This window comes from Phytoactinopolyspora endophytica, from assembly GCF_004138495.1.
GTDB classification, from domain to species: Bacteria; Actinomycetota; Actinomycetes; order Jiangellales; family Jiangellaceae; genus Phytoactinopolyspora; species Phytoactinopolyspora endophytica.
In genome coordinates, this window is sequence record NZ_ML142878.1 from 33,383 (window position 1) to 34,770 (window position 1,388).

Annotated in this window: 1 protein-coding gene and 1 pseudogene; one reads left to right on the forward strand and one right to left on the reverse strand. The window is 66.9% G+C overall.

Annotated features, from left to right (window positions below; genetic code table 11):
* Positions 1-738 (reverse strand): annotated as a pseudogene (locus ELR45_RS36195) (LLM class flavin-dependent oxidoreductase); the annotation flags it as partial.
* 202 nt (positions 739-940) lie between these two features.
* On the opposite strand from ELR45_RS36195, the gene ELR45_RS32945 reads away from it, so the two are divergent.
* Entirely contained in the window at positions 941-1,171 is a 231-nt protein-coding gene (locus tag ELR45_RS32945; protein WP_129670062.1) for a hypothetical protein, read from the forward strand.
* Positions 1,172-1,388: the final 217 nt, after the last annotated feature.

Genomic DNA, 1,388 nt, shown 5'->3' on the forward strand with positions numbered 1-1,388 from the left:
CAGCCGCTCGCCGTGGCTGCGCTGTTGCGGCGTCAGCTCGGCGATATCGCGCTTCGGTCCGCGAGGCCTCGATGTGTCGTCGAGAGTTCCGTCCGGGCGCACGACGGAGCCATTCCCCGATATGGAGTCGTGCCGCTCAGACCCCGATGCGGCCAGCGGAGCATCCATGGCTACCCCGCGCTCACGACGGAGCATGTCACGGACCAGTGGTGCCACCTCTTCGGCGAATGTTCTCAGGTCGCGCTCCGCGTCGGCGCCCAGCATGAGCAGGAACACACTCATGCCATGGGTGCGGGAGAGCTCGGTGAGTTGCTCCGCCCAGTGCTCCGGCGGCCCGTCGAGGAATCCCTCGCCGACCTCGTCGGAGAACGTCCCGGCGATGTTGTACGCACGCACGATGTCGGCAGGATCCCGGCCGGCGCTCACCGCTGCGTCGTCGATGCGCTTGGTCATCTCGGCGGTGCGTTCAGGGGACGCGGCCATGGACGAGGGCAGCCAGCCGTCGCCGAGCCGGCCGGTCAGCTCCAGCATGCGAGGCTTGAGCGCGCCGATCCAGATACCGATCGGGTGCACCGGGCTCGGACCCGTCTTGGTGCCGTTCAGCTGGTAGTGCTCGCCGCTGAATCTGATTCCCGGTCCGGGAGTCCATAGAGCTCGTATGACGGTGATGGCCTCTTCGAGGGCTTCGATGGCCGCGCCGGGTGCAAGACGCGGTGTACCCATGGCGGTGACTCCATCCCAGAACCCGCCTGAACAGCCTTCGCCGTGGTCGTCACCCGAAAGTGGGCGCGCGGGTGTCCGTTTTGAGAGCCCGGGGTGCTACCAAGGTCGGCTCGCGGCCGGTACTACCCTCGGCGCGACCCGTCACGTGCGGGAGTCCACCCCGGGTGGCACCTGTGGGTGACGACTTTGCGGCGCCTGCGCGATCGACTGGGTAGTCATGAGATACGAGATCCGAGTCGAGAACGGGCTCGATAGGTACTGGTCTGCCTGGTTCGACGGACTACATGTCGGCAGTGAACCGGGAGGTCTGACCGTCATCTCCGGCGTCGTCGCCGACCAGGCGGCCCTGCATGGCCTGCTTGCGAAGATCCGCGACCTCGGTCTGGTCTTGATCTCGGTGCGCTGCCTCGACCGGCCGGCGAATCACGACCAGCCCAACGAGTCCTGACGGATTCGGAGCCCTGGCGGTCCGATTCCGGCCGCACCAGTGCACGTCGACGGGCTCGCCCGTCTGCCCGAATTGGCCATCCGGCCATCGACGTTCGTGCGTTACGATGACGCCATGCGAGCTGCTCTGCTCCTTAGCCAGCCGCGCTGACTTCTAGCGGGTGCACATCACGCACCACGTCAGCGCGGCAGCCCCTCCTGTGTGAGGGGCATTTTCA

Coding starts and splice junctions, on each gene's coding strand:
- ELR45_RS32945 (WP_129670062.1), top strand. CDS start 941: ATGAGATACGAGATCCGAGTCGAGAACGGGCTCGATAGGTACTGGTCT.